Genomic DNA, 19691 nt, shown 5'->3' with positions numbered 1-19691 from the left:
ATCCTGCAGAATTACAGGGATAATCTACAGCTGGAAATTAGTTTTTCATTTAAGTATTAATATCAAGGGTAGGAAGATTATTATATTATTTTTAAGGTGCAGACATGCACAATCTTGCGCTTTCATCTCGGTAATTGAATTGCCGAGGATTCCCGCTTATTGTCCTAAAGCTTTCCCTCCGGAACCCTGGAAATGATCGTCCGGTTGATCCGTACCAGGAAGAAGGAGGATACCATAAGTGAAATAACCTCCGCAATCGGGAAGGACCACCACACTACATGAAGACCGCCAAGCTTTGCAAGGATATACGCGGCAGGGATCAGTACAAATAACTGACGCATAATGGAGACGATCATACTGAAAAATGCTTTTCCAAGAGCCTGGAATACGGTTCCTGATACAATACAGAACCATGCGATCAGATAGTGGATTCCGATGATCCGCAGGGCAGGAACTCCGATGGTGAGCATCTCGTCCGATGCATTGAACAGACTCAAAAGTATCTGTGGGATTCCTTCAAAGCAGAGAAAACCGATAAAGGTAAGGCAGAAGGCGACCAGCATACTGAGCTTGATCGTCTTGAGCATACGTTTTCTCTGACCGGCACCATAATTGTAGGCAATGATCGGGGTAATCCCATTGTTGAGACCGAATACCGGCATGAAGAAGAAACTCTGTAGCTTAAAGTAAACGCCGAATACAGCAGTTGCGGTTGATGAAAACTCGATCAGGATGCGGTTCATGCAGTAAGTCATAACCGATCCGATGGACTGCATAATAATCGTTGGAATTCCAACTGCATAAATGGTGCCGATAATATGGAAATCAAGTCTGAATCCATGAAACTTCAGTTTCACATCATGATTGTACCGGTGGTTACAAAATCCGGCGACAAGTGCGGCAACGCATTGTCCGATCACGGTTGCAACAGCAGCTCCGGTCACACCCATTTTCGGAGCTCCGAGAAGTCCGAAGATCAGGATTGGATCAAGAATGATGTTGGTGATCGCCCCTGTCAGCTGGGAAGTCATACTGAAGATGGTTCTTCCGGTTGAAGTAAGCAGACGTTCAAAGAAGACCTGTGCAAGCAGCCCGAAAGAGAAAATCATGACGGTACTTAAGTACTCGATTCCGAGTTCCATGATCTCCTGGTCAGCATTTCCGATCTGACTTGCGTAAAAAGGACGGACGATCGTAAAGCCAAGAATGAAAAATACGAGATAGCTGAAAAAATACAAAACGGCAGCGTTGCTTGCAGTTGCATTTGCTTTTTTAAAATTTTTCTCTCCAAGTGATTTGGAAAGGAGTGCATTCATGCCGACACCGGTTCCGGTTCCAACTGCAATAAGCAGTGTCTGGAGTGGAAAAGCAAGTGAAACGGCGGTCAGTGCATTTTCCGATAATTTGGCGACAAAAATACTGTCTACGATGTTGTACAAAGCCTGTACCAGCATAGAAATCATCATAGGCAGAGACATATTAAATAATAGTTTTCCGATGGGCATGGTACCCATTTTATTTTCTGCAGGTGCAGATGTATTTTCCTGATTCATTTTCTCATTCCTTTCTGCTCTGATAAAAGAGTAAAAACACTGTAAAAAAGCCCCTAAACACATATGATATAGGAAAATACGAAGATAATCAAGTGGAATAATGGAGTATAAATTGACTTCTTTCGGACAGACGGGTATAATTCTTGTTATATGGAGAAAGAGGAAAGGGATATACTAGAATGAGTAATACAAATCAGAAAATCGAAACTTTAAATAAACTGCGTACTGCAGAGGCAATTTATGTATTGATGTCATCCTGTACAAGAATGCCATATGTGGTCTGCGACTCGGAGACATTTGATGACGAGATCCTTCTTTACTACACAGAAGAGGAAGCGAAAGAAGAGGCTATGAAGCTTCAGAAGGAAGGAAATCCAATGCAGCTTGTCAAGGTGGATGAAAATTCCCGCCTGTCATTTTTTACCGGGCTGTTTCCGATGGGAGTCAACTGTATTCTGGTGGACAAAGGGTTGGACGGACAGATTGCTGTGCAGCTTGACGAATTGATCACGAGACCGAAGGATGAAGAACTTCCGGAAGGGAAAATACGTGTAGAGAATCCGGAACTGGTGCTGACTGCAGCGTATTTTATGCAACAGATGAGAAAGCCGGATAAACCGGAGATGACGGATGAGTTAAAAGAACTGAACGAAGAAATGCTTGCCCATTATCAGGAGGGGCGTTATATTGTGACTGTTCAGGAGGACAAAGGAATTCCGATTCTGAAACAGAAAGATGGGAAAGTGTATCAGCCAATCTTTACGGATGTGCAGGAAGTTAAGAAATTCCAGAACCTGAACAAGGGTGTGGCATTGAAAACCGCTGTTGTAGAAGGAAGTAAGATTCCGGAAATTCTTTCACCGGAAGCATTTGGTGTTGCAGTCAATCCGTTTGGTGTGAACCTGCAGTTGCAGATAAACAGAAAACCGGCGAAAACGAAAGAAAACGAAAACAAAACAAAAGAATAATCGAAAATAAAAAAGAAAAAATGAAAAAAGGGGTTCCATAATAAAAGAAAATTTTGTATAATAATACCAGTATCGAAATACATTATTATACCAAAATGGAGGACAAGAAAATGAAAATTGCAATTGGTTGTGATCCTAACGCAACAGAGTACAAAAAAATTCTCACCCCGTTTGTAGAAGAAATGGGACATGAAGTTGTTGATTTCGGAAGTGATGATCCGATTTATGCAAACACTGCAATTCGTCTTGCAACAAGTGTTGCAGCAGGAGAATGTGACAGAGGAATCCTGATCTGCGGAACAGGTATCGGTGTAAGCATTGCTGCCAACAAAGTTCCGGGAGCTTATGCAGCACTGGTTAACAATGTATATCAGGCTCAGAGGGCACAGCTCAGTAACAATGCCAACATTATCACACTTGGCGCACAGGTTACAGGAATTGAGCTCGCAAAATGCCTCGTAAAAGAGTACTTAAGCGTAACTTTCGATCCGGAATCCCGTTCTATGCCGAAGGTAGCAAGAATTACAGAATACGAAAAAGAAGGTAAATAATCTGAGTTATTCAGAAAGCGTAAAGGGCAGTCCGTCAAGGGCTGCTTTTTGTTATAGAAAAACACGATAAGAATATACAATTATAGTATAAATGTATTTGTGATAGAAGGGAAAATGTGATAACATTAGATAGCAAAATTCAAAAAGGGGAAAAGGAAAAAGAGATGAAAAACAAGAAGCTATGGATGTTTGGGGGAATCATCCTTTTGATTGTGATCCTGAATCATATTTTTGGCTGGTCTTCTTACATAAGTACTTCAGAAAATCTTGAATTTATGAAGCGGATAGTGCAGAATAATCTTCCTCTGGCAATTCTATTGTATATGGTATTGACAGTTGTTGGGTGTGTGGTGCTTGCGCTTCCGGGAGTGACGTTTGCGATACTGGCAGGACTTCTCTTTGGACCAGTAATCGGTACGATTTGTTGTTCTCTGTCAACAACGATCGGGGCGGTTCTTGCATTTATTGCAGGACGTTTTTTCTTGAAAGACAGTATTGGACCAGTGGTTGCAAAGAACCGTATCTTGAAAAAATGGTTGTTTGACGATACTGGCTGTAATGAATTATTTGTTCTTATGATTACACGTCTGGTTCCGATATTTCCATTTAATCTGCAGAATTTTGCGTATGGTATTACAGATATCCGTTTTAGTACGTATGCAATTGGTTCGTTGATATTTATGCTACCTGGTACAGCGATGTATACGGTTGGTACAGCAGGCCTTGCGGATAAGGAGAATAGGTTGTTTTATATTGGAACAGCAGTAGTGCTGGCAGTTGTAGTCACGATAATCGGGACGATCCTGAAAAAGCGTTACCTGAAAGATGATCTGGAAGAAAATAAGGAATAAGGAGTAAAAAGTATGGAAAAAAAGAAAAATAATTGGGTGGGGAAAATAGTAGTGATCATTTTGATTATTGTGTCAATCGGAAGTTATTATGTATTTCCGTCCGTAAAACATGTGATGAATCAGGTATTTAAGATGTTTGCTAATGGAGACTTTACAGTGGTCAGAGACTTTGTAGCATCTTATGGGGCATATGCGGCATTGATTTCATTTTTGCTTATGATTTTTCAGTCGATTGCAGCGCCACTTCCGGCATTTCTGATTACATTTGCAAATGCGAATCTTTTTGGATGGTGGCAGGGAGCTATTCTGTCATGGAGCAGTGCGATGGCAGGAGCAGCGGTATGCTTTTTCATTGCAAGAATACTTGGACGTGATGTGGCAGAAAAGCTTACGAGTAAAGCTGGAATGCAGCAGATAGATACATTTTTTGAAAAATATGGAAAGAATACAGTTCTGATCTGTCGTTTGCTTCCGTTTGTTTCGTTTGATATTGTAAGTTATGCAGCAGGACTTACTTCGATGTCGTTTATATCTTTTTTTGTGGCAACTGGTGTAGGACAGCTTCCGGCAACGATTGTATATTCTTATGTTGGAGGAATGCTGACAGGAGGAGCGAAGCTTCTGGTGACAGGACTACTGATCCTGTTTGCTCTGTCGGCACTGATTTTTATGGGGAGAAAGATCTACATGGACAGACAGAATAAAAAAGCAAAATAAATGGTATAAAAAAGTCATTATCTATGGATGGGATAATGACTTTTTCTGTATAATCTTTAGAAAAAATTTACATAATTTTTCTTGAATCCAATTTCGCATGGGATTATAATGGACGTTATTAAGAAAATTTGGAGGATGTTATGCTGTTTCAGAATATAGGACTTGCCAGGGCAATGTATCAGTTTTTCCAGACTCTGATCTACGTTGCGCCTGCTACATTGCTTGCAGTTTCGCTGCATGAATTTGCACATGGATATGTGTCATATAAACTTGGGGATATGACACCAAAATATGACGGAAGACTGACACTGAATCCATTTAAGCATCTGGATGTGTGGGGAACCCTTTGTCTGCTTGTATTTCATGTGGGATGGGCGAAGCCGGTAAGGATCAACACCAGGAATTATAAGAATAAAAAAAGAGATACGATTCTCGTGGCAGCAGCGGGAGTAGTCATGAATTTCCTGCTTGCGTTTGTCTGTATGATTCTGCACGGGCTTTTGTATAAGTACGGATCGAGTGGGTTAATTCTGAATTATCTTTATGTGCTTACTTATTATGGAGCAGTGCTGAATATTGGACTTGGTGTATTCAATCTGATTCCGATTCCGCCCCTTGACGGATCGAATATTCTTGCTGAGATCTTTCCGAGGGTAGCAGAGTTTTACTGGAAGATCCGGCCGTATAGTATGTGGATCCTGCTTCTGTTACTTGGAACAGGAATTCTGGATGTGCCGATCAGTCTGCTGAATTCTGCAGTAATCAATGGAATGTGGAGTTTTGTGAAGGCAATTCTGAGAATTGGAGTTGTGGCGACCGGTGGAGGAACTGTGATCTAAGAGAAAGGTGAAAAAGAGCCGGGAAACGGTGTAAGTGAAAATAGAAAATTGCGTATAGGAAAATGCAGGTAGTCGATAGGATTATCTGCATTTTTCGTATACATTGTAAAGCTGAAAAGAAATAAGAAAATATTACGAAAGACATTCAATAAAAATGTCTTTCGTAATAATATGTAAGTTATTTAGAATGGAACATTCATTTCATTTTCAGATGTATCTCTTTCGGATTCATCAGATGCATCAGGGATGGAAGACTTTGGAAGTCCGTTGGATACTGCGGTTTTTGCACTAATTCCGTTGATCTCAACGCGGTCGTCAACGACAATGACCAGGCATTTCTGACCATCGATAATACGTGTTTCTACAAGATCAGCACATTCCGGGTTTACCTGAATGGTGATATCCGGAGTTTTGATCTCGAATTTTTTAAGGCTTGCGATATTGGAAGCAAGGAGTGTACCATGCTCTCCGGCAGCGGAGTCATACTGCTCATCAAAGGTTTCCAGTTTTTCTTCTTCGACACCACTTTTTGCAAGAAGATATTTGACTTCTGCTTTGTCGAGGGCGAGTGGCTCCGGATTTTCAGAATTCTGTTCGATCATTTCATTTAAATTTTCATGGATGTTTTTGACGGTATCGTAGTCGCAGTCATCACCGAGCGTTTCTTCGATCAGTGTACGGAAAGTTTCTTTCTGATCTCCGGCGGTGAGTGGCGGAACACATCCAAGAAGCAGATCGGTCAGACCGTTTCCGAGATTCTCTGCATTTTTTGAATAATAAAGCAGATTGTGAATATCGGTGCTGCGGTCATTAAAAGCAGGGAAGAGGAAACCGGCATCCGGCATCTCTACGATCCAGTCACGGATACGCTCATGGAAGCTGTTCTCTTCTGCATGATAACTGAGTCCTGGCTTGGAAAGCTTGACCGGACAGAAGGTACACATGATGTAATCATAGACTTCATCGGATGCATCGAACATTTCACTTCCGTCCGTTGATTTTCCAGGAATATCGTAGGCAGCATGGACGAGCAGGATCAGATAGTTTTCGGCATAATCATAGGAATCGATGACACGATTATAGAATTCTTCCAGAAGAGCGTCGTCAGTAAGCCGGCTGTTTCTTAATTTGAGAAGAAATTCCTGTGTACCACCTTCTGATTCGGTTTCCAGAGGAAATTCCATATTCAGAAGATTTTTCCCAATCGTACCGGATAAGGATTTTCTGAAAATGTCAAAATATTTGAACATTTCCTCTTCCGGGAGAGAAAGGAAAGCATCCTTCATTTCCATTTTTTTCTCTTTTTCACCATCTACATAGCATCCGCAGATACGGGTGATCGCACAGTTGGATGGGGTGAACTGTTTTTTGATTTCAGTGACTTCTTTTTTATTCATATTAAGTAAATCCCCTTTTAATTGTTGTGGTTCAGTAAAAAACTGATGCTTATGAATTATAACATATTTTGAGGAAGAGTGTGGTCGGGAGAAAAAATATTTGATTATTTTTTTAGAAATGTATATACTTAGTATATACATTTCTTGGAGGTGAATTATATGAAGACACAGGTAAAAGCATGGGGGAATAGTCAGGGAATCAGGCTTTCAAAAGATATTTTACAGGCAGCGAATGTAGAAATAAATGATATGCTGGAAGTGAAAGTATCAGATGGTATGATTATGCTTGTTAAGACATTCAGACATCAGACACTGGAAGAAAGAGCTGAAAAATTTGGAGGTAAATTAAACCTTGATGGAGAGTATGACTGGGATAAACCTAAAGGAAGAGAGGTATGGTAAAAGGTAGTGATACAGCAAGGGGATATTTTAAAGATAGAAAAAATTAAAGCTCCTGTATTTGTGGCGAGTAAAAATTTTTTTAATCAGTCGGGAGAAATAATTGGGTGTCCAATGGCAAGCGAAAGTGAACAAAGCCCACTTCATATTTATGTTGAGACGGAAGATCAAAAAGGTTATATCCTATGTGAGCAGATGAAAATGTTAGATTTGAGAGTCAGGGGATATAAAAAAATAGATCGTGTAAAAATAGCAGATGTGATTAACGTGACAGACGCAATACAGAGTATATTCGACTATATATAAATGCAGGGAACCAGTCCGGAACCCTGCATTCATAATATCTGCTATTAAGCCATCAGTCCTGTGAGAATATCATTCACAAGCTTTCCGTCAGCTTTTCCTTTTACTTTCGGCATCAGTTCTTTCATGATACGTCCTTTATCCTTTGGTGTCGGAGCATCAATTCCAAGACCGGAAAGGACACCTGCGATTACTTCTTTGATCTCAGCTTCGTCCATCATCTTCGGAGCATACTGTTCAAGAACAGCGATACGTTTCTCACATTCTTCAATGATGTCTGTACGATCAGCAGGAGTCATCTCCAGAGTTTCTTTTGTCTGTTTGATCTCTTTTAAGATAACCTGAACTTCTTCTTCTTCGGTAAGATCGGCACGTTTGTCGATGGCTTTGTTCTTAAGGGCTGCAAGAAGAGCGGATAATGTCTCTTTTGTGTCCTTATCTTTTGCTTTCATGGCTGCGACCATAGCGCTTCTTACTTCATCAATTTTACTCATTGTATATTCCTCCAAACTTGAGGCAAAATGCCTGTCTGCACTTTATTGTAGCAGATGGGGAAAGAATTTTCAATCTCTGGCAGAGGAAAACTTAGGTGGCTATTTTTCAAAAAGTGCGGTATACTGATAGGAATAAGTCAGGGATAGATGAGAGGTTAAGCGATAGTATGAGTGGCTGTACATTATGTCCGCGGATGTGTATGGCGGACAGGGAGAATGGGAAGATTGGGTTTTGCGGTGAGACGAGTGAGATCCGGGCGGCGAGAGCGGCGCTTCATATGTGGGAGGAGCCTTGTATTTCAGGGGAGAAAGGATCGGGGACGGTCTTTTTTACAGGATGTACTTTAAGATGTGTGTTCTGTCAGAACCATGAGATTGCGGGAAGTAAGGTTGGCAAGGTGATCACGGAGGAGCGGCTGGCGGAGATTCTTCTGGAACTTCAGGGGAAAGGTGCAAATAATATCAATCTTGTGACGCCGACGCATTTTGTGCCGCAGATCATCCGGGCGCTTCAGAGTGCGAAGGATCAGGGGATGTATTTGCCGGTTGTATATAATACGGGCGGTTACGAGAGAGTGGAAACTTTGAAAATGCTGGATGGTCTGGTGGATATTTACCTGCCGGATTTCAAATATTTAAATATAGATCATGCGAAAAAATATTCGATGGCGGAGGATTATCCGGAGGTTGCGAAGGCGGCTCTTGCTGAGATGGTAAGACAGGCAGGGAAGCCGGCATTTGATGAGCGTGGGATGATGAAGCGTGGCGTGATCGTGCGGCATCTGCTTTTACCGGGATGCCTTGCGGATGGTAAGAGAGTGGTAAAATATTTATATGAGACTTATGGAAACCGGATTTATATGAGTCTGATGAGCCAGTACACGCCGCTTGCGAGTCTGGATTCAGAAAAATATCCGGAACTGAACCGGAAGGTGCCGGAGTATGCTTATGAGAAACTGGTGGATTATGCGATCTCGCTTGGTGTGACACAGGCATTTGTACAGGAAGGGGATACGGCAAAGGAGAGCTTTATTCCACCATTTACACTGGAAGGAGTATAGGAAAGGAGATTGATATGAAAAGACAGGTGACAATGGAAGAAATTTCAGATGGAAAATTATATACCGGCAATGATCTGGTAAAAGCGGACTGTGGCGATTGTGAGGGCTGCCACGCCTGTTGTACGGGGATGGGAAGCTCGATCGTGCTGGATCCGCTGGATATTGTCCGGATCAGCAGGGGAACAGGAGCGGCTTTTGAAACTCTGCTTGCAGGAAAGATTGAGCTGAATGTAGTGGACGGAATCATCCTGCCGAATCTGAAGATGACAGGAGAAGAAGAGGGATGCGGTTTTCTGACCAGAGAAGGAAGATGCAGTATTCATCCGTTTCGTCCGGGAATCTGCCGGCTTTTCCCGCTTGGAAGATATTATGAAGAAAATGGTTTGCGCTATTTTCTTCAGGTACATGAATGTCAGAAAGAGAACCGGACGAAAGTAAAGGTCAAAAAATGGCTGGATACGCCGAACCTGAAGAATTACGAAGCGTATATTACCGGATGGCATGGATTACTGATTCAGTTACAGGAATACATTGCAGCACATCCGGAGAGTGCGAAGGCGGTCAGCATGGATGTATTGAAGAGATTTTACCTTACTCCGTATCAGACGGAAGAATTTTACAGCGAATTTTTCCGGAGAATGGACGAGGCAAAAAATATATTATAACCGCAAGGCAAGGTACAGAAGTACCGCATCTTTGAAAGCACGAGGATTCAGACCACATTTCAGATAAATGTGATTCGGCTTGTATTGCACCGTATTCTTGTGAAGAAATTTGTTGATAATACTAAATTTATAACAGACGGAATACCTGTTCCACAGTTGCCGACATATTTGCTTTTGCATTTCTCGGATCCATTGCTTCGGCAAGTGTTGTGATTCCACGGACGATCGGGAAAAATGCATCGATTCCGACCACGTTGCAGACAGTTGCTTCCGGAGTGACGCTTCCGGCAAAAGCAACGACTTTGGAACCGTATTTTTTGGCAAGTTTTGCTACACCGACAGGGGCTTTTCCCATGGCGGTCTGGTGATCAAGACGCCCCTCGCCGGTAACAGTGATATCCGCATCTTTTAATTCTTTTTCCAGTTCAACCGCGTTAAGGATCAGATCGATTCCCGGAGTCAGTGTAGCATTTAAATAGCTTAGAAAAGCAAATCCAAGACCACCGGCAGCACCTGCACCTTCTGCGGATGCATAATCATTATGAAGAAACTTAGAAGTAACAGAAGCATAATGATTCATTGCCTGATCCAGTCCTTCAGCCATTTCCGGTGTGACTCCCTTTTGCGGACCATAAATATAGGTTGCTCCGTTCTTTCCACAAAGTGGATTGGTTACATCACAGGCAATCCGAAAACTGCATTCTTTGAGAAGCGGGTTAGCCTTGTCTGTTACAATGGAAGCTACCCGATTAAGCGCCTGTCCGCCTTCACCGGCATCCTGTCCGTTTTCATCAGAAAATTGATATCCCAGTGCTTTTAGCATCCCGATACCACCGTCGTTGGTGGCACTTCCGCCAATTCCGATAATGAAATTACGAATGCCGCGTTCCATTGCATCTGCGATCATTTCACCGACACCGTAAGTGGTTGCTGTGAGTGGATTTTTTTCAGATTCTTTTACCAGGATAATCCCGGCAGCGGCGGCCATTTCAATGATAGCAGTATTTTTCTCTGCCAGATATCCATAATGTGCATTTACCGGAGTGCCAAAAGGACCGGTAACTGTAAGGTCAATGCGCTCCCCACCAAGTCCTGCAATCAAGGCATCTGTGGTGCCTTCGCCTCCGTCTGCAAGTGGTTTTACGATTACATCTGCATCCGGGTGTGCTTTTAAGATTCCTTCCTTTGCAGCCATTCCGGCTTCGATCGAAGTGAGACTTCCTTTAAATGAATCAATTGCAACTACAACTTTCATATTTTATAATCTCCTTATCACTGAATTCGTTTGTTTTATGATGAATCCAGTGTATCATGGATCAGAGAAAAAAGGAATGTTACAAGGAATGAAAAGCCTGCCGGGATTTCCTTGAATGTAACAAGGCATAATGGTATACTAAACGCAGTATGAGTTGGTGAAAACGCAACAGAGAGGGGGAGGCAGAATGGAAGAAGAAAACATTTTCCTGGCGAATCGACCAAAGATTACATTAGAGGATTATCTGGGATATAATTGTTCGGGACGAGGAAATTTAGGTGAAGATGTTCCGGTATTTGTATATCGTATGCTGGAGTATTCTTTGAAAGAAATTCTGTCAGATACTTATGGAAAGGATGTTCAGATTGAACTGTTTCGAAAGGCAGGATTTAAAGCAGGAACTTTTTTTGCGAGAAAAATACTTGATACAGGCCTTGAATTTAATGCATTTGTAGCGCAGCTGCAGCAGAAACTGCAAGAGATGAAGATTGGTGTAATGCGAATTGAAGAACTGGATCTGGAAAGAGGAAGAATTATACTTACAGTGTCGGAAGATGCAGACTGCTCCGGGCTTCCGGTGCTGGGCGAGACTGTGTGTAATTACGATGAAGGGTTTATTTCGGGGATACTGACAGAGTATACGGGCACGTTGTTTACAGCTGTTGAAGTAGACTGTTGGGCAACCGGAGACAGAGTGTGCAGATTTCGTGTAGATTCAGAAGGAAAATAAAAGGCAGAGAAATGCGATGGAAGACAAGAATTGTGAACTTTTATTTGAATACCTGCGTAGTATCCTGTACGATCCTTCACCTGAAAAATTAGACATCAGTCAGTTGGAACCACAGTTTCAGAAGCTGGGGAAGGGATTCCGGTATCTGGATAAGGCAGTCAGGGAAATGAAGGAGTATTCGGCAGCACTTTCAAAGGGGATTTTATCCGGATTTTATCCAGGAAGAGATAATTTCCTTTGTGAGAATCTGAAAAATTTGCATGCGAATCTGAATCATTTAACATGGCAGGCAAAGCAGGTCGCAAATGGGGATTATTCGCAGACAGTCTCTTATCTTGGGGAATTTTCGGATGCATTCAATACAATGACTGAACAGCTTCGGGAACGGGAGATGCGGCTGAAAGAAGAGACTGAAAAGGAAAAAGCACGTGTAACCATGTTGGAAAGCTATAATGAATTGTTGATGGAACTGATTTGTTTTAGTGAAGAGAAGATAATGGTGCTGAGTGCAGATACACATGAGATCTTATATTGTAATCATACCGAGTACGACAGACATCAGGAGAAGGAACTTTATGAGATGTGTGTGGCAATGGAAAAAGAGCAGGAATGTCAGAAAGTGTCTGAAACTATTGACCGTATTTGGGAAGCAAAGGATTTGCATGAGAGAGACTATCGGATTACAACCGGATGAATGCTGTGGCAGGGACAGAGAGCGTATGTCCACATTATCCGTGAGGTAACTGAAGAAAAGAAGAGAGAAGAGAAACTGGAAGACCAGGCGTATACAGACATCCTGACAGGAATAGGTAACCGTTTCTATTTCAGAGAAAAGGCTGGTGAGATGTTGAAACGCTCAGATAAAATGGTGCTTTGCTATTGTGACCTGGATCATTTGAAATATATCAATGATCAGTTTGGTCATGCAAAAGGTGACCAGTATTTGAAGCGGTTTGCAGATCTGATCAGGGGAAATATCCGTGAAGGGGATATATTTGCCAGAATCGGTGGAGATGAATTTTGTATATTATTTGAAAAATGTTCTAAAGAAGTTGCGGAAAAAAAGATGCTGGCGATACAGCAGCTTTTTGAAACAGATTGGGAAGGTGTATGTCCATCTGGATTCAGTTATGGTTGTGTAGAGATAGCTGAAGGAACAAAGAGTATCCGTCTGGAGGGAATTTTGCAGAAGGCGGATGCTGAAATGTATCAGCAGAAAAGAATTCGCAAGGCAGAATATATGAAATTATTGAAATAGTTTTCTTTTTTATAGATAAAATAAATAAAGCTTATCGATAATTTAAAAAATTGTTTTGCATTCTTGTTCCATTTATGCTATTGTCTTTAAAGGTACAATAATTCAGGGAGGAACAAGAAATGAATACTTATATGTATCTGGTTCCGGTTGCAGCTGTTATTGCCTTACTGTTTGCAGCATACCTTGCTGGCAAAGTAGGAAAACAGGATGCAGGTACGGACCGCATGAAGGAGATTGCAGGAGCAATCGCGGAAGGCGCAAGAGCTTTCCTTATGGCTGAATACAAGATTCTGGTCATTTTCGTAGTCGTACTTTTCGTACTGATCGGATTTGGTATCAGCTGGGTAACAGCAGTATGCTTTGTAATTGGAGCACTTTTCTCAACAGTTGCAGGATATTGTGGTATGACAGTCGCTACAAAAGCGAACGTAAGAACTGCTAACGCAGCAAAAGAAAGCGGAATGAATAAAGCATTATCAATTGCTTTTTCTGGCGGGGCCGTTATGGGAATGTGCGTAGCAGGTCTTGGAGCACTTGGCGTAAGCCTTGTGTACATCGTTACAAAGAACGTAGATGTGCTTTCAGGATTCAGTCTTGGTGCATCTTCAATCGCACTTTTCGCCCGCGTTGGTGGTGGTATCTACACCAAAGCAGCAGACGTTGGTGCAGACCTTGTTGGTAAAGTAGAAGCAGGTATCCCGGAAGATGATCCGCGTAACCCGGCAGTTATCGCTGACAATGTAGGTGATAACGTAGGTGACGTTGCAGGTATGGGAGCTGACCTTTTTGAATCTTATGTTGGTTCACTTGTATCAGCACTGACTCTTGGAGCAGCAGCAGGAGCTGTATCCGGAGTTCTTTATCCGCTTGCGATCGCAGGATGTGGTCTGATCGCTTCTATCATCGGAACCTTCTTTGTAAAAGGTGATGAGAATTCGAATCCGCAGAAAGCTCTTACAAAGGGAAGCTATGCAGCTTCTATCGTAGTTATTGTTGTAGCACTTGTACTGAGTAACGTACTCTTCGGAAAGATGAGTGCAGCAATTGCCGTTATCGCAGGTCTGGTTGTTGGTGTCATCATCGGTAACATCACAGAGTACTACACATCAGCAGACTACAAACCGGTTCAGGGAATCGGAGAACAGTCAGAGACTGGCGCAGCTACTACAATCATCAGTGGTCTTGCAGTAGGAATGAAATCTACAGCAATCCCGCTTCTCCTGATCTGTGTAGGTATCTTTGTATCTTACTCAGTTGCAGGACTTTACGGAATCGCACTTGCAGCAGTAGGTATGCTTTCTACAACAGGTATCACAGTTGCCGTTGATGCATACGGACCGATTGCAGACAATGCAGGTGGTATCGCAGAAATGTCAGGACTGGATGAATCTGTTCGTGAAATCACAGATAAGCTTGATTCAGTAGGAAACACAACTGCAGCTATGGGTAAAGGATTCGCGATCGGATCAGCAGCCCTTACTGCACTTGCACTTTTCGTATCTTATGCACAGGCAGTTGGTCTTGAAGCAATCAACCTTCTTGACTACAGAGTAATCATCGGTATCTTTATCGGTGGTATGCTTACATTCCTCTTCTCCGCATTTACTATGGAGTCTGTATCAAAGGCTGCATACAAGATGATCGAAGAAGTAAGACGCCAGTTCCGTGAAAAACCGGGCATCATGAAAGGTGAAGAAAAACCGGATTATACATCATGCGTTGCGATCTCTACCACAGCAGCTCTTCACGAAATGCTGCTTCCGGGTGTGATGGCAGTCGTAGTACCGCTGATCGTTGGTATCGTTCTTGGCGTGGAATCCCTCGGTGGATTGCTTTCCGGAGCACTTGTTACAGGTGTACTTATGGCAATCTTCATGTCAAACGCAGGTGGAGCATGGGATAATGCTAAGAAATACATCGAAACAGGACATCATGGCGGAAAAGGAAGCGAAGCTCACAAAGCAGCAGTTGTTGGTGATACAGTAGGTGATCCGTTCAAGGATACATCAGGACCGTCTATCAACATCCTGATCAAACTTATGACAATCGTTTCACTTGTATTTGCACCGTTATTCTTATCAATCGGTGGATTACTGTAAGAATTGAATAAAGTAAAAGAAATCCTTCATTTGCGGGAAACTGCAGATGAGGGGTTTTTTTGTAAAAGGCACGAATTATTTGACTTATAAATAAGACAAGCAAATTATAGTAAAATACGATAAGACAATCTATAGAAATAGGACTGGTTTGATGTTAGAATGAAAAAGTGATGTAAGATGACAAAGGAGAGAGAAAAATGATAGAAGAAAGTATGATTCGGGAAAAATTTATAAAAGGATATGATTGTTCTCAGGTCGTTCTGTCTTATTTCGCAGAGAGACTTGGGATTACGGAAGAGATGGCGAATAAAGCCTCGGCTTGTTTTGGAGGTGGAATGATGCATGGGGATACATGCGGTGCATTTACCGGAGCAATCATGGCTGTTGGATTAAAATATGGACACTGGGATGTGAATACTCTGCTTCGGCAAAAAGAAGAAATGATGAACAAATATGCAGAATTTAGAGCATTGTTTCTGGAAAAGTTTGCAACAAACAGTTGCAAAGAGTTATTAGGCTATGATGTATCGCTTCCGGAACAGCTTGAAGAAGCACTTTCGAGTGGCAGAATGCTGGATTTTTGTCCTAAAGTAGTGGAGAGTGTGATTGAAATGTTGGAGGAAATATTATAGATGAAGGATGCACTTATTTTATTTACGAGGGTGCCGATACCAGGACAGACAAAGACCAGGCTGATGCCTTTTCTAACTGGGGAAGAGTGTGCGCGTCTACATGCCTGCTTTGTAAAGGATATATATGAAAAAGCAAAGCAGGTGGATGCGGATATTTTCGTGTTTTTTACACCAAAGGATGAAAAGAAGCTGCTACAGCAAATTCTTGATGATGAGACAGTATGTCTTCCACAATTTGGTGATGATCTTGGTGAAAGGATGAAGAATGCGATTGGAATCGTACTGAGAATGGGGTATGAGAAAGTAATTCTGATCGGGACAGATATTCCGCAGATTCATCCGGAAACACTGAAAAATGCATTTGATAATCTTGGGGGAAAAGATATTGTGATTCATCCTACATTTGATGGAGGGTACTATCTGATCGGAATGAAAAAAGAATATGATTCTATATGGAAAATTGAACGATACGGAACGAATACAGTTATTTATGATACCTTACAGCACATGAGAAATGAGAAGCTCTCTACGGCGGTAGGTCAGATGTATTATGATGTGGATGATAAGGGAGATTTGTTCCACCTGTATGAGGATATTGAAAAGGGAGCAATTTGTAACTGTCCAATTACGATTGATTATCTGGAACTGGGACTGAAAGGAAAGCTGGATAAAAATTATGAATAAGTGGGATTTGGATGCATGTATCCATTGTGGAAAATGTACCAGAAGTTGTCTGTTTCTGGAAAAATATGGAATTGATCTGCCGGTATTAAAAGAAAAACCGGAGCTGGCATATCATTGTTTCCTGTGTGGAACCTGCGGGTGTGTCTGTCCAAAAGGAATTGATGGAAAAGAGATTGCACTTGCCAGTCGGAGAAAATTGGTTGAAGACGGAGGTGGGAAGCTTCTTGATAATTCATATGACGGACTGCTCTTAGAAAAGAATCCGTACAAATTTGCAAATTACCGCCATTCAAAAAAGAAAGCAGTTTTTTTTACGGGATGTAATTTTCCGTCTTTTTTTCCGAAAACGACAGATAAGTTGGTGGAAGAATTCGCAAAATATGATGTGGGAGTTGTATATGACTGTTGTGGGAAACCGATTGAAGAACTGGGACTTGTTTCAGAGGCAGCGGGGATCATTGAGCGAATCAACTGGAAATTAAAAGAGTCAGGAGTAGAACAGGTGATCATGGCATGTCCGAACTGCTATTATTTTTTAAAAGGACGACTGGATGCGGAGATTATCAGTGTTTACGAAAAAATGGCAGAGCTTAAAATTGGAAATATTTATCAAAAAGAAAGGATTCCAATGTATTATCCATGTCCGGACCGAAAAGACAGAAAGTTTGAATATGATATGAAGCCATTCCTTGTCGGAAAGGTAGAAGATGCATTCAGAGATGTGCAGTGTTGCGGGCTTGGTGGATGCGCAGCTGGAAAAGAAGCGGATGTGGCACAGGCACTGACAGACCGTGTAAAGGCATCGAGGGAGCCGGAACTTTATACATATTGCGCTTCGTGCATCTGTAGTTTCAGAAGGAGAGGATATGAAGATGCAAAGCATTTGCTACCGCTTATTATGGGAATCGATGAAAAGGTACCTCTTGGGAAGACACCTATTTTGAATCGGGCAAAATGTAAATTTAAATAGGGGAGTCGTGGGAAAAGAATGACGATTAAAGAATTAGAGGAATTTCGGATGATTTGTCAAAGAGGAAGTCTTGCGAGGGCTTCAAAAGAGCTTTTTATGTCACCACAGGGACTCAGCCGTGTACTGAAAAATCTGGAAAATGAACTGGAATGTACGTTGCTTGACAGGGTTGCCTCCGGGATAGAACTGACAGAGAGCGGACAGAGGCTGTATGATTATGCGAATACGGTTCTTAGCGAATATGACAAATTGAAAAAAGAAATTGATATGATACGTGCGAGTGAGGAAGGAACAGTAGAACTTCTGGTTGCCTATGATATCCTGCGTTACCTGACGCCAGACTGTATTCTGGAATTTCAGAAGAAATATCCGAATGTGACATTTTCTTATATGGAATATCCGGATCGGATCGTAGAGAAAATGCTGCTTGACAAAGAAGGGAATGTGGCATTGTCGATCGGACCATTTGCAGGAGATTGTTTTGATATGAAAAGTTTAAAAAAATGCAGTCTGGGGCTTCTGGTCTATGAAGAACATTCTCTGGCGAAAAAAAGAGAAGCAACTATTCTGGATCTGGAAGGCGAGCCTCTTTATCTTGAAAACAGCAGTTTTAAACTCAATGAGTTTATTCAGAGCAGATGCTGGAACCGGGGATTTGAACCGGATATTGTATTTGAGACAAATGGATTTGATCTCTGCTATAAAATGTGCCGGCTGAAGAGAGGGATTTCTGTGACGATTGACTTTGTCCATGAAGATATGAATACAGAGGGGCTGGTCATGATTCCTTTTGCAGAAGATGATATGATCTGGGAAATCGGTCTTCTTACGCTGAAGGACAGAGCAATGGAATCATCGGTAGAAAAATTCTATAAGTATATAGAAAATTACAATAACTAAACGAAGTGTTGAGGGGTAACAACAAAGCAGGAATGAAAAACAGCGTGCTTTTTGTTAATAATTTGTTATAATGAAAGACGGAGAAAATGAAGGAGGAAAATTTTAATGAAAAAGAGAATTGCAGCTCTGCTTTTAAGTACTGTGATGGCGTTTTCCTTAACGGCATGTGGAAACAGCGCAAAGACAGAAAAAGCAGACAACAAAGAAACCAAGCAGACAACCGAAACCGTAGAAGATATGAGCTTCGATGAAATGGTGGATGCAGCCAAGGGTACAACCGTTACATTCTACGGATGGGGCGGAGATGACAGTTTAAATGACTGGCTTGACAACTACTATGCACCACGTCTGAAAGAAAAATATGACATCACACTGGAACGTGTACCGATGGACATTGACGCAATTTTAAGTCAGCTTTCCGGTGAAATTTCAGCAGATAAAAAAGATGGCGATATCGATATGATCTGGATCAACGGAGAAAACTTCAAGACCTGTAAAGAAAACAATATGCTTTACGGACCGTTCGCAGAAGAACTTCCGAACTTCCAGTCTTATATTGATACAGATGATGAAGAGACAAATGCAGATTTCTGCTTCCCGATTGAAGGCTATGAAGCTCCGTACGGAAAAGCACAGCTTGTTATGATCGCAGATACAGCAGTGACACCGGATCTTCCGACAAACACAGATGAATTCATGGAATTCTGCAAAGCAAACAAAGGAAAAGTAACTTATCCGGAATTACCTGATTTTACAGGAAGTGCATTTGTTCGTAATGTGATTTATGATATTTGCGGATACGAACAGTTTATGGATATGGAAGCTGACAAAGAAACTGTAAAAGCAGCAATTGAGCCGGCTCTTGAATATCTTCGTGAACTGAATCCATACCTGTGGAACGAAGGAAAGACTTTCCCGAAGGATTCTACAGCACTGACCAATATGTACTCTGATGGAGAAGTTGTGATGGATATCTCTTATGGTGCATACTCAACAGCTACCAACATTGAAAATGGTACTTACACAGAGACATCTCAGTCTTTCCAGTTCGATAAAGGAACAATTGGAAATACAAACTACATTGCAATTGCAGCAAACTCAGGAAATGTAGCAGGAGCACAGGTAGCAATCAATGAGATGCTTGATCCGGAAGTACAGGCAGACCGTTTTGCTGAGATCCGTACTATTCCGGTTGTAGATTACAACAAATTAAACGATACACAGAAAGAAGCATTTGATAAGGTTGAGATTGGTAAGGGTGTAATCCCTCAGGATGAACTTTTATCAAAACGTCTTCCGGAAATGCCTTCCGCACTTGTACCGATCATCGAAGAGATCTGGGCAGAGGAAGTAGTAGGAAAATAA

At 41.8% G+C, this 19691-nt stretch carries 22 protein-coding genes; 18 read left to right on the top strand and 4 right to left on the bottom strand.

The genetic code is table 11. The features are described 5' to 3' along the window. Positions 1–164 precede the first annotated feature (164 nt). Positions 165–1553, bottom strand: coding sequence for an MATE family efflux transporter (locus G4407_RS07930; RefSeq protein ID WP_173688421.1), 1389 nt, complete (start codon positions 1551–1553; stop codon positions 165–167). A gap of 179 nt (positions 1554–1732) precedes the next feature. On the opposite strand from G4407_RS07930, the gene G4407_RS07925 reads away from it, so the two are divergent. The 5 genes from G4407_RS07925 to G4407_RS07905 all read left to right on the top strand — a co-directional run bounded on the left by G4407_RS07925 (position 1733) and on the right by G4407_RS07905 (position 5479). Continuing rightward, entirely contained in the window at positions 1733–2521 is a 789-nt protein-coding gene (locus tag G4407_RS07925) for an SseB family protein (RefSeq protein WP_173688420.1), read from the top strand. Positions 2522–2631: 110 nt separating this feature from the next. Beyond that, positions 2632–3072, top strand: a complete 441-nt coding sequence (locus tag G4407_RS07920) for an RpiB/LacA/LacB family sugar-phosphate isomerase (RefSeq protein ID WP_117555860.1) — start codon at positions 2632–2634, stop codon at positions 3070–3072. Positions 3073–3236: 164 nt separating this feature from the next. Next, positions 3237–3923: a TVP38/TMEM64 family protein gene (locus G4407_RS07915; protein ID WP_173688431.1), complete on the top strand. Its 687-nt coding sequence runs from the start codon at positions 3237–3239 to the stop codon at positions 3921–3923. Between the two features lie 12 nt (positions 3924–3935). After that, positions 3936–4640 carry a TVP38/TMEM64 family protein gene (locus tag G4407_RS07910; RefSeq protein ID WP_173688419.1) on the top strand — a complete coding sequence of 235 codons (705 nt, stop codon included), beginning with the start codon at positions 3936–3938 and terminating at the stop codon, positions 4638–4640. A gap of 140 nt (positions 4641–4780) precedes the next feature. Further along, a complete protein-coding gene (locus tag G4407_RS07905; RefSeq protein ID WP_243868795.1) occupies positions 4781–5479 on the top strand; it encodes a site-2 protease family protein in 699 nt (232 codons plus the stop codon). A 182-nt stretch (positions 5480–5661) separates the two neighbouring features. On the opposite strand, the gene G4407_RS07900 is transcribed toward G4407_RS07905, so the two are convergent. Next, positions 5662–6876 (bottom strand): DUF4317 domain-containing protein, encoded by a 1215-nt coding sequence (locus G4407_RS07900; RefSeq protein WP_173688418.1) that lies wholly within the window; start codon positions 6874–6876, stop codon positions 5662–5664. A 159-nt stretch (positions 6877–7035) separates the two neighbouring features. Between G4407_RS07900 and G4407_RS07895 the strand changes: the two genes are divergently transcribed. Beyond that, entirely contained in the window at positions 7036–7278 is a 243-nt protein-coding gene (locus G4407_RS07895; protein ID WP_173688417.1) for an AbrB/MazE/SpoVT family DNA-binding domain-containing protein, read from the top strand. Between the two features lie 6 nt (positions 7279–7284). Further along, on the top strand, positions 7285–7581 hold the full coding sequence (locus G4407_RS07890; protein WP_173688416.1) for a type II toxin-antitoxin system PemK/MazF family toxin: 297 nt from the start codon (positions 7285–7287) through the stop codon (positions 7579–7581). A gap of 44 nt (positions 7582–7625) precedes the next feature. Here G4407_RS07890 and G4407_RS07885 read toward each other — a convergent pair whose 3' ends face one another. Next, on the bottom strand, positions 7626–8072 hold the full coding sequence (locus G4407_RS07885) for a GatB/YqeY domain-containing protein (protein WP_173688415.1): 447 nt from the start codon (positions 8070–8072) through the stop codon (positions 7626–7628). Between the two features lie 167 nt (positions 8073–8239). On the opposite strand from G4407_RS07885, the gene G4407_RS07880 reads away from it, so the two are divergent. Further along, positions 8240–9133 carry a radical SAM protein gene (locus tag G4407_RS07880; RefSeq protein WP_173688414.1) on the top strand — a complete coding sequence of 298 codons (894 nt, stop codon included), beginning with the start codon at positions 8240–8242 and terminating at the stop codon, positions 9131–9133. Between the two features lie 14 nt (positions 9134–9147). Beyond that, a complete protein-coding gene (locus G4407_RS07875; protein ID WP_173688413.1) occupies positions 9148–9798 on the top strand; it encodes a YkgJ family cysteine cluster protein in 651 nt (216 codons plus the stop codon). A 127-nt stretch (positions 9799–9925) separates the two neighbouring features. Here G4407_RS07875 and G4407_RS07870 read toward each other — a convergent pair whose 3' ends face one another. After that, a complete protein-coding gene (locus G4407_RS07870) occupies positions 9926–11053 on the bottom strand; it encodes a glycerate kinase family protein (protein WP_173688412.1) in 1128 nt (375 codons plus the stop codon). Positions 11054–11240: 187 nt separating this feature from the next. On the opposite strand from G4407_RS07870, the gene G4407_RS07865 reads away from it, so the two are divergent. From G4407_RS07865 to G4407_RS07825, 9 genes are all read left to right on the top strand, one after another. Next, positions 11241–11783, top strand: a complete 543-nt coding sequence (locus tag G4407_RS07865) for a V4R domain-containing protein (RefSeq protein WP_173688411.1) — start codon at positions 11241–11243, stop codon at positions 11781–11783. Positions 11784–11799: 16 nt separating this feature from the next. Beyond that, positions 11800–12477 carry a HAMP domain-containing protein gene (locus tag G4407_RS07860; protein ID WP_173688410.1) on the top strand — a complete coding sequence of 226 codons (678 nt, stop codon included), beginning with the start codon at positions 11800–11802 and terminating at the stop codon, positions 12475–12477. After that, positions 12478–13041, top strand: a complete 564-nt coding sequence (locus G4407_RS07855) for a GGDEF domain-containing protein (protein ID WP_173688409.1) — start codon at positions 12478–12480, stop codon at positions 13039–13041. It abuts the gene before it with no gap. A gap of 119 nt (positions 13042–13160) precedes the next feature. Next, positions 13161–15140, top strand: coding sequence for a sodium-translocating pyrophosphatase (locus G4407_RS07850; protein WP_173688408.1), 1980 nt, complete (start codon positions 13161–13163; stop codon positions 15138–15140). 197 nt (positions 15141–15337) lie between these two features. Beyond that, entirely contained in the window at positions 15338–15772 is a 435-nt protein-coding gene (locus G4407_RS07845) for a C-GCAxxG-C-C family protein (RefSeq protein WP_173688407.1), read from the top strand. Continuing rightward, positions 15773–16456 carry a TIGR04282 family arsenosugar biosynthesis glycosyltransferase gene (locus G4407_RS07840; protein WP_173688406.1) on the top strand — a complete coding sequence of 228 codons (684 nt, stop codon included), beginning with the start codon at positions 15773–15775 and terminating at the stop codon, positions 16454–16456. Then, a complete protein-coding gene (locus tag G4407_RS07835; protein ID WP_173688405.1) occupies positions 16449–17426 on the top strand; it encodes a heterodisulfide reductase-related iron-sulfur binding cluster in 978 nt (325 codons plus the stop codon). The genes G4407_RS07840 and G4407_RS07835 overlap by 8 nt, the downstream gene beginning before the upstream one ends. A gap of 18 nt (positions 17427–17444) precedes the next feature. Beyond that, entirely contained in the window at positions 17445–18326 is an 882-nt protein-coding gene (locus tag G4407_RS07830; RefSeq protein ID WP_055247761.1) for a LysR family transcriptional regulator, read from the top strand. A 105-nt stretch (positions 18327–18431) separates the two neighbouring features. Then, the gene (locus G4407_RS07825) at positions 18432–19691 is read left to right on the top strand and encodes an ABC transporter substrate-binding protein (protein ID WP_173688404.1); all 1260 of its coding nucleotides are present in this window, start codon (positions 18432–18434) and stop codon (positions 19689–19691) included.

The sequence above is a fragment of the Allocoprococcus comes genome, from assembly GCF_013300725.1.
GTDB lineage: Bacteria > Bacillota > Clostridia > Lachnospirales > Lachnospiraceae > Allocoprococcus > Allocoprococcus comes_A.
The sequence above is the reverse complement of the archived record's forward strand: the minus strand, read 5'-3'. Positions and strand labels throughout refer to the sequence as shown.

Coding starts and splice junctions, on each gene's coding strand:
- G4407_RS07930 (WP_173688421.1), bottom strand. CDS start 1,553: ATGAATCAGGAAAATACATCTGCACCTGCAGAAAATAAAATGGGTACC.
- G4407_RS07925 (WP_173688420.1), top strand. CDS start 1,733: ATGAGTAATACAAATCAGAAAATCGAAACTTTAAATAAACTGCGTACT.
- G4407_RS07920 (WP_117555860.1), top strand. CDS start 2,632: ATGAAAATTGCAATTGGTTGTGATCCTAACGCAACAGAGTACAAAAAA.
- G4407_RS07915 (WP_173688431.1), top strand. CDS start 3,237: ATGAAAAACAAGAAGCTATGGATGTTTGGGGGAATCATCCTTTTGATT.
- G4407_RS07910 (WP_173688419.1), top strand. CDS start 3,936: ATGGAAAAAAAGAAAAATAATTGGGTGGGGAAAATAGTAGTGATCATT.
- G4407_RS07905 (WP_243868795.1), top strand. CDS start 4,781: ATGCTGTTTCAGAATATAGGACTTGCCAGGGCAATGTATCAGTTTTTC.
- G4407_RS07900 (WP_173688418.1), bottom strand. CDS start 6,876: ATGAATAAAAAAGAAGTCACTGAAATCAAAAAACAGTTCACCCCATCC.
- G4407_RS07895 (WP_173688417.1), top strand. CDS start 7,036: ATGAAGACACAGGTAAAAGCATGGGGGAATAGTCAGGGAATCAGGCTT.
- G4407_RS07885 (WP_173688415.1), bottom strand. CDS start 8,072: ATGAGTAAAATTGATGAAGTAAGAAGCGCTATGGTCGCAGCCATGAAA.
- G4407_RS07880 (WP_173688414.1), top strand. CDS start 8,240: ATGAGTGGCTGTACATTATGTCCGCGGATGTGTATGGCGGACAGGGAG.
- G4407_RS07875 (WP_173688413.1), top strand. CDS start 9,148: ATGAAAAGACAGGTGACAATGGAAGAAATTTCAGATGGAAAATTATAT.
- G4407_RS07870 (WP_173688412.1), bottom strand. CDS start 11,053: ATGAAAGTTGTAGTTGCAATTGATTCATTTAAAGGAAGTCTCACTTCG.
- G4407_RS07865 (WP_173688411.1), top strand. CDS start 11,241: ATGGAAGAAGAAAACATTTTCCTGGCGAATCGACCAAAGATTACATTA.
- G4407_RS07860 (WP_173688410.1), top strand. CDS start 11,800: ATGGAAGACAAGAATTGTGAACTTTTATTTGAATACCTGCGTAGTATC.
- G4407_RS07855 (WP_173688409.1), top strand. CDS start 12,478: ATGCTGTGGCAGGGACAGAGAGCGTATGTCCACATTATCCGTGAGGTA.
- G4407_RS07850 (WP_173688408.1), top strand. CDS start 13,161: ATGAATACTTATATGTATCTGGTTCCGGTTGCAGCTGTTATTGCCTTA.
- G4407_RS07845 (WP_173688407.1), top strand. CDS start 15,338: ATGATAGAAGAAAGTATGATTCGGGAAAAATTTATAAAAGGATATGAT.
- G4407_RS07840 (WP_173688406.1), top strand. CDS start 15,773: ATGAAGGATGCACTTATTTTATTTACGAGGGTGCCGATACCAGGACAG.
- G4407_RS07835 (WP_173688405.1), top strand. CDS start 16,449: ATGAATAAGTGGGATTTGGATGCATGTATCCATTGTGGAAAATGTACC.
- G4407_RS07830 (WP_055247761.1), top strand. CDS start 17,445: ATGACGATTAAAGAATTAGAGGAATTTCGGATGATTTGTCAAAGAGGA.
- G4407_RS07825 (WP_173688404.1), top strand. CDS start 18,432: ATGAAAAAGAGAATTGCAGCTCTGCTTTTAAGTACTGTGATGGCGTTT.